We start from the raw sequence: 7,087 nt of genomic DNA, 5'->3' as shown, positions 1-7,087 counted from the left end.
GGCGTGCGGGGTGGTGAGTGTGGGAGTCATGGGATTTCCTCCGCCGGATCGGCTCGGTCATCACTGCTCGCGTCCTCGGAAGCAGGTGGAACATTCGCCCGAATGTCCCTTTTGTTCTCTTGTTAAGAGCGTGGCCGGGGCACTTCATGAGGCTGTCCGCCGACTGTCACAGGCGTGTGACAGCCGCCCTTTCCCCCGCAAGCAGGGCGCTGGGTCGGGGTGCCGGGACGGTCCGTGCCGTTCGAGCCCCTCTCGCTGGGCGGTATCGCCTCGACAAAGCGGACCTGCGCCAGGGGCATGGCCGACCGGTGTCGCACCGGCACGCTCACACGGCGGTGGGGCCGGGGGCGGTGCCGGGGCGTCGGTGCTCTGCCGGAAGGGCTTGGGCTGGGCACCGACCGGTCTTGAACCAGCGCGCTCATGCCGGCGGGCCTGCGGCCGGCTCGGTGTGGGCGGTGGCGCAGTCTGCGGGTGCGCGCGCACTGCTGCGCACGCACCCGGACCCATCCCACATATTGTTCTGTGCCGAGGTGCTCCGGTTGACCCGTCTGTTCGACGACAGCGACGAGGGCGCGTTCGCTCGTCCCGCTCCGGACATGTTCACCGAGGCTCGGTCGAGGAGACGGACCTCGCCGCGCACACCGAGGTGCTGGTCGCACGCACCGCCTGGTCCAGCTTTACGGCCTCGCCCTCCACAACGACGAACGGTGCGTGGATCCGACCGCCCTCACTCCCGATGCTCGCGTGCGGCCGTTCGTCGGCCAGCGCGGTCACATCCTTTGCCAACGATGCGCAACCGTTCCGCCGTTCCTTCATGTCCCAGCATGCAGGAGCGACCAACTCCAATGACGACCAGGGGGAAACATGAAGTTCACCCGTTCCGTCCTTACCACCACCGCATTCGCCGCCCTGGCCTTGGGGGCCACTACCGCGCTGGCGGCGCCCGCCACCGCCGCACCCAACACCACGCCGCAGAAGGTTTGCGGAAGCGCGTACAAGACCGTGAACTCGGCCGCCATCGGCTCGCTGGGCACCGTATACCTGACGTACAACGCCTCGAACGGCAAGAACTGCGTCGCGACCATCCGCAACAACCCGGGCGCGGCCGTGGACATGGCCCTCTGGATCGAAGTCCCCGAAACCTGGGAGCGGGGCGAGGACTTCGGCCGGTACACGTCGTACGCGGGCCCGGCCTACGTGTACGGCAAGGGCCACTGCGTCGACTGGGGCGGCGGGATCAGCAACGTGCACGTCCAGGTGTACAACTCCAACTGTGGCGCGCGCAAGGAACACCGGGTCACCGAGGTCCGCTGACCGGAGCTCCTCCTAACCGCGACGTTCTGTGCCGTCGTGCGGTCGTCGGGGGAGGACCTGCGTCCCGACGACCGCACGGGAACCGCCGTGGTCCGGCTCGCCCCGGCAGACTCACCGAGTTCTGCCGGGGCGAGGGCGCGTCTGCCCTCCTTTCGGCTACGCGGCCGTGGTCCTGAAAAGCGGCTGAACCGCCTGCTACGCGAACATTGCGGAAGTCGCGCGGACCGAGCCGAACTGCGCCCAGCAAATTTCCGAGGCGCAGCGGCACACGGAACTGATCCGGTCGGAATTCGAGGAGGCGTGGCGCCTTGCCCGTCCGGCGCGCTGGGCAAATGCTGCGACGTTCCGGATTTCCAGCACCATGTTCTGGTCTGACGGGCCGTGGGACGCGGTGACGACTCCCGGGAGCCGATCGAGTGTGTCCCGGGCAGATGAGCTTTGACGACGAGCCGGAGCCGGAATTCCCGGGGGCCTCGGAGGACAGCGAGTCCGCCGAGCACATGGGTGACGGCGTCCGGCAGGTGACCTACCGGGAGGGGTTCCCCGACCTGTTGACTCCGTGCACTTGGAGTGTCTTCAAGGGGTAGTAGGGCGTGGGCCGTGTCCTGGAGGACGGCACCGTGAGTCGCTGGGGTGCGATCTTCGACGACACGTCCATCACCCCAGTGGTGAAGTGGACGCGGCTGGAGTCGCAGACCCTGGCGGAGACCCACCGAATCCGGGCCGCGTACGGCCACCTTGACGGCGGGAGAATGCGCCGGGCTCCCAGGAGCCGGCCTCGCCCGTATGAGGCCGCAGCCGACACCGGCGGACTGCCTGGTGGTGCGGGGGCCGGCCAGCCTGCGGCCCACCGACGCCGGCTGGCTTCTGGTGCCCTCCACCGTGGTCGAACCTGTGGGCTCGGGAAACGCGGTCGACGCCTGCGGGTCCTGCGCCGGACGAGCCGGGCCACCGACCGCTACCTCGAGCGTCGTGGTCTGCGCCGCCCGAAGGTGCAATGGGACCGGTTTCCGTGACCTCGCGCATTCGGCCCCGGACCCGGACCGGAACTGAGCGTGGCAAAGCCACTCTGCCCGCAAGGACGTCGCTCGCGCGCGCTGACAAGCCACTGCGCAACAGCCCTTGCCCGGCTCCAAAGTCACCTTCATCCAGCACCTCCCGCGACAGCCGACCGGGACCGCCTGCCGGCGAAGATGAGGTCACCGCACCACTGATGCCCGCTCTTGGGCCAGGTGACCACCCGGCGTCACAAACAGCCGGACGCGCGGTGGATGCGCGGGGCCGTCTTACCCGCGGGGTGGAGAGCCGACCGGTCTTCGAGGGGTCTTCCGGCAGCGGTGCCAGCAGCGGATGTTCGGTGGCTGCGAGTGTTCGGCGGAGGTTCCGGTTCGGTCGCGGATGGGCGGCTCCCGAGTCTGGCGCAGGTCAACCGCTTCCCCACGGACTTCGATCCTGGTTGGCAGCCCGCGACAGGTCTTGTCGTCGGCCACGACATTGTCGGAGGGGTCTTCGGGTTGAACGGTGGCGATCCTGCAGCCGCGGGCCGCCCTGGGGATCCTGGCCGGATGACGTACTTCGCTCCCGACACTCTGGAGTGGGAGGCGATGGAGATGGGCCACTCGGGGTGGGTCTCCTGGCTGCTCTCGGGCCGGATGGAGACGTTCTACGACGGAATGCGCTGGCCCGGCCGGCGTGAGGAGGCCGCGGCCCTGCATTTCGAGCACGGTGTTTCCGTGTATCCGTTCCTGTGGTCCGAGGAAGCTCACGCCGATCTCGCTGCCACGAGTCGGCGGCCTGTGCCGATGCGCGAGGTGCTCGGAGTCGCAGCCGACTTCGGCCGACAGACGGGGTCGTCCGATCCTGGGTTCCTGGGCGACGTACGACTGGCTCCTCTGTCGGCCCTGGTGTGTCAGGCGCCTGCGGCTGAAGCCGGCCAGGGGAGGTCAGCCCGAGGTCGGCCGGGGTGAGGCGGCGGCCCAGACGGCGGGCGCCGGCCGAGCAGGGTCCGACACCGCCATACCGGGCTCGCAGACGTGAATCGCCGCGGGGAGGCGCAGGTACGCCGACGCAGGTCAGCGGCCCCTTGGGCCCCTTGTTTTCGTGGGCTGGCGCGACGTGTAACCACCGGGCCGACTCGCGCGAGACGGTGCTGCGGTCAGGGTTCGATCGCGGACTCGGCCACGGGATGGAGTGGGAAAACCTGGTCCAGTCCGACGACACGCAGGACTCGCAGCGTGTTGGCCGGGACCGCTGCGAGTGCAATGTCGGCTCCGGCCGACTGGGCGTGGTTGCGGGCGGCGATGAGGGCGCTGATGCCGCTGGAATCGCAGAACTCCATGCGGGCCAGGTCCAGCACAAGGCGCTGGCCCGGCTTGAGAGGGAGGGCGGCAAGGAGGTGGCGCAGCTCGGCGGAGGTGTCGTAGTCGAGTTCCCCGATGACTTCGAGTACCGGGCCGATCGGAGCGTCCCGGACCTCGATGTTCAGCGGGCTCATGCCGGCTCCCGGGAACCGGAGGCGGGGACCCCGAGCGCGAGGAGGGCGGTGTCGTCGTCCAGGCCGTCGCCGAAGCTGTCCAGCAGGCCGGTCAGTGCCTTCATCACCGCTTGCGGGTACCGGCCGGCCTGATCGGTGGCGAAGGCGCGCAGGGCTTCGTCTCCGTACAGGTCGGTACGGCTTTCGCCGGTGCGGGCTTCGGTGAGCCCGTCCGTGTAGAGCAGGAGGGTGTCGCCGGGCCCCAGGGTGATGGTGGCGGGGGTGAAGCGCGCGGTGGGCAGGATGCCGACGAGGAGGCCGCCGGGGGTGGGCAGGAAGTCGGCTGTGCCGTCGGCACGCAGGACCAGGGCCGGCGGGTGGCCGCCCGAGGCCAGGTGGACCGTGACCTGCCCGGTCACCGGGTCGGGTTCGAGGGTGCCGAAGATGGCGGTGCAGTAACGGGGGTCGCCGCTGCTGTAGCGCTCGTGCAGGACCCTGTTCAAGGTGGTGAGGGCGGAGGCGGGGTCGGGGTCGTGCAGGGCTGCGGCGCGCAGGGTGTAGCGGGTCAGCGAAGTGACGGCGGCGGCTTGCGGGCCCTTGCCGCACACGTCGCCGAGGAAGAACACGAAGCGTGCGGCGTCGAGGCGGAAGACGTCGTAGAAGTCGCCGCCGAGCCGGTCGGGCGACGCGGTGCGGTAGTGCGCGGCGCTTTCCATGCCGGGTATGGGCGGCAGGGTGTCGGGCAGCAGCGACGACTGGAGTGCGGCGAGGGCGTCCTGGAGACGGGCCCGGTCGGCTTCGGCTTGCCGTTGTGCTTCCTCGGCGGCTCTGCGGGCCCGCAGGAGTTCTTCTTCGTAGGCGCGGCGGTCGCGGGCGTCGAAGAGGGTGGTGCGGATCAGCAACGGCTCACCCGTGGCCCCGTGCTTGACCACGGAGGAGGCCAGCACCGGCATCCGGACGCCGTCTGCCTTTCTGATCTCCAGGGCGACGCCGCCGATCTCGCCCTGCATGCGCAGCAGCGGCGCGAAGTGCGTCTCGTGGTAGAGCCTGCCGCCGACGGTCAGCAGGTCGGTGAACCGCATCCGGCCCACCACCGCCTCCCGGTTCAGGCCCAGCCAGTCCAGCAGCGTCGTGTTGATCTTCGCGATGGTGCCGTCCATCAGCGTGGACAGATAGCCGCACGGCGCGCACTCGTACAGCTCCTCCGCACTGTCCTCCAGCAGTGCGGCGAACGCCGCATCCGAGGTCTTCTCGTCGTCGGCGTCGTGTGGGTCGCTCTGCTGACCGGTGCGGCACATCACCGCAGGCCGGCCAGGAAGCCCGTGATCGCTTCGTTGGTGGCTTCGGGGGCGGACATGTGAGGGCAGTGCCCGGTCGCATCCAGTGTGAGCAGTGTCGAGCCGGGGATCGCCTGGTGCACGTAGGCGCCGACCTCGCGCGGGGCGATGGCGTCCTGGGTGCAGTCCAGTACCAGCGTCGGCACGCTCACCTTGTTGAGGTCCTGCCTCGAGTCGGACAGGAAGGTGGTGCGGGCGAAGACGCGTGCCATCGCCGGGTCGGTGGCGCAAAAGCTGTTGGCCAGCTCTTCCCCGAGCTCGGGCCGCTCCGCGTTCCCCATGATCACCGGCGCCATCGCCGCCGACCAGCCCAGATAGTTCAACTCCATCGAATCGAGGAGTTCCTCGATGTCCTCGGCAGAGAACCCGCCCCGGTAGCCCTCGTCGTCGATGTATCGAGGAGAGGGCGCCACCATCACCAGCGCCCCTATCCGCTCCGGAGCCATCTGGGCGGCCAGCACACCGATCATCGCGGAGACCGAATGCCCCACGAACACCACGCCGCGAAGGTCGAGCACGTCGCACACGTCCACCACGTCCTGGGCGTATCCGGCGAGGGATGCATAGCGGGTCTCGGAGAATGCGGAGAGATCCGAGCGTCCTGAACCCACGTAGTCGAACAGCACCACCCTGTAGTCCTTGACCAGGGCGGGGACGGTGAGGCGCCACATGTTCTGGTCGCAGCCGAACCCGTGCGCAAGGACTACCGTCGGGCCATGGGGATTGCCGGTGACCGTGACATTGTTCCTGCGCTGGACATCCATACCGAGCAGTCTCTCAGGCCCCGCCCACCACTCCCGCAGGCCCCCGCACCACCCCACACGTCCCACCCCACGCCTTCACAGGTCCCTGAGGCTGCCCTGAGGCATCGGCCCTTTACGGGGCCGGCGGCGGCTGGATTCTGCCGAGCCCCTCGCGGTCGGCCATGCGGAGGAGGCGCCGCACACTCAGTCACCTGAGGAAACGACCCGGCGTCATCCACCCCGACGTCCAGGCGCAGCCGCTTGTACCTGAGCGGATGCCTGACCCCCCCCGCCACGGTCGATGGATCGACCGGCGCTGATCTGCGCGACCGGCTCTGGGCGGACCAGAGTCCTATCCAGGCTGTCGCGTGATCCCCACGGCAAGCCGTGTCCACTCGCCCTGGCCCTGTTCGGGTCAGGCGGTGCGCTGGTCGTGGCTGTCCTGGCGGAGCCGGTCGGCATGCCGGGCTATGGCGTCGATGTGATCGGCGAGGGCCGAGTCCTCCGGGCGCAGGTGGGGCCGGAGTTCGGCCAGGGGCTGGAGGAGGCGGGCTGCGTCGTTGTCGGCGAGGGCCCGGTTCAGGTCGCTGACGGCGTCCTGGGCGCTGGCGGGGAGGTTGGCGAGGGAGGTGATCTGGCCGGCGAGGCGGCGGAGGTCGGCTGCGTTGTCGCGAGCCCAGGCGGTGACGGTTCGGTCGGCTGCGCGTGTGTCGCGGGTTGCCTGGACGCGTTCTTCGCCGGTGCTTCCCGGGGTTCCGGGGCGCAGGCGGAGGTAGCGGCGTTCGGCGGCCTGGCGGCTGGAGACTCCGAGGGGTCCGGCGAGGTCGGCCCAGCTCGCGCCCTCGCCGCGGGCGGTTTCGATCAGCCCGCTCTCCCAGCCGGCGAGCTCCTCGCGGATCTCGCGCAGCATCAGAAGTGCGGCCAGGGCCGGGTGCGGGCCGGAGCCGGCCGCGAGCGGCGCTGCCCTCGTCGGTGTCCGCTCAGGGTTTTGCCGCGCGTCCTTCACGGACTGGTTGATGGCCTCCAGTGCCGCTGCGGCGGCAGTGAAGGAGACAGTTGCGGCCGTCGGGGCGGCGTCGTTCACGGGGCCCTCCGTCCATGTCATCCTCTCGATGACTCCTTGCTTGTCATCGTTTCGATGACATGTTACAACGGGAGCACGTTGAAGCGCATTGGCAGTTCCTGCCTGAACCAACTGGAGGTGTTTCGCGATGTTGATG

6 protein-coding genes are annotated in these 7,087 nt (G+C 69.5%); 2 read left to right on the top strand and 4 right to left on the bottom strand.

The features are described from left to right. Positions 1-864 precede the first annotated feature (864 nt). The gene (locus tag IG86_RS0137675) at positions 865-1,314 is read left to right on the top strand and encodes a hypothetical protein (RefSeq protein ID WP_030658476.1); all 450 of its coding nucleotides are present in this window, start codon (positions 865-867) and stop codon (positions 1,312-1,314) included. 1,271 nt (positions 1,315-2,585) lie between these two features. Then, positions 2,586-3,281: a DUF2625 family protein gene (locus IG86_RS42015; RefSeq protein WP_078906189.1), complete on the top strand. Its 696-nt coding sequence runs from the start codon at positions 2,586-2,588 to the stop codon at positions 3,279-3,281. Positions 3,282-3,469: 188 nt separating this feature from the next. Here the strand turns inward: IG86_RS42015 and IG86_RS0137660 are convergent, their stop codons facing one another. The 4 genes from IG86_RS0137660 to IG86_RS0137645 form a co-directional block, all read right to left on the bottom strand. Further along, a complete protein-coding gene (locus IG86_RS0137660) occupies positions 3,470-3,808 on the bottom strand; it encodes an STAS domain-containing protein (RefSeq protein WP_030902995.1) in 339 nt (112 codons plus the stop codon). After that, entirely contained in the window at positions 3,805-5,085 is a 1,281-nt protein-coding gene (locus IG86_RS0137655; protein ID WP_030902992.1) for a PP2C family protein-serine/threonine phosphatase, read from the bottom strand. Before IG86_RS0137655 ends, IG86_RS0137660 begins: the two co-directional genes overlap by 4 nt. After that, entirely contained in the window at positions 5,085-5,888 is an 804-nt protein-coding gene (locus IG86_RS0137650) for an alpha/beta fold hydrolase (RefSeq protein WP_030902989.1), read from the bottom strand. The genes IG86_RS0137655 and IG86_RS0137650 overlap by 1 nt, the downstream gene beginning before the upstream one ends. A 394-nt stretch (positions 5,889-6,282) precedes the next feature. After that, entirely contained in the window at positions 6,283-6,972 is a 690-nt protein-coding gene (locus IG86_RS0137645) for a hypothetical protein (RefSeq protein WP_051785653.1), read from the bottom strand. Positions 6,973-7,087: the final 115 nt, after the last annotated feature.

Origin of the sequence: Streptomyces virginiae, from assembly GCF_000720455.1 — a bacterium.
GTDB classification, from domain to species: domain Bacteria; phylum Actinomycetota; class Actinomycetes; order Streptomycetales; family Streptomycetaceae; genus Streptomyces; species Streptomyces virginiae.
Note: the sequence above shows the minus strand (reverse complement) of the source record. Positions and strands in the feature narration are given on the sequence as shown.

Bases quoted from the DNA above. Each gene is read 5' to 3' on its own strand.
- IG86_RS0137675 (WP_030658476.1), top strand. From the start codon at position 865: ATGAAGTTCACCCGTTCCGTCCTTACCACCACCGCATTCGCCGCCCTG.
- IG86_RS42015 (WP_078906189.1), top strand. From the start codon at position 2,586: ATGCGCGGGGCCGTCTTACCCGCGGGGTGGAGAGCCGACCGGTCTTCG.
- IG86_RS0137660 (WP_030902995.1), bottom strand. From the start codon at position 3,808: ATGAGCCCGCTGAACATCGAGGTCCGGGACGCTCCGATCGGCCCGGTA.
- IG86_RS0137655 (WP_030902992.1), bottom strand. From the start codon at position 5,085: ATGTGCCGCACCGGTCAGCAGAGCGACCCACACGACGCCGACGACGAG.
- IG86_RS0137650 (WP_030902989.1), bottom strand. From the start codon at position 5,888: ATGGATGTCCAGCGCAGGAACAATGTCACGGTCACCGGCAATCCCCAT.
- IG86_RS0137645 (WP_051785653.1), bottom strand. From the start codon at position 6,972: ATGACATGGACGGAGGGCCCCGTGAACGACGCCGCCCCGACGGCCGCA.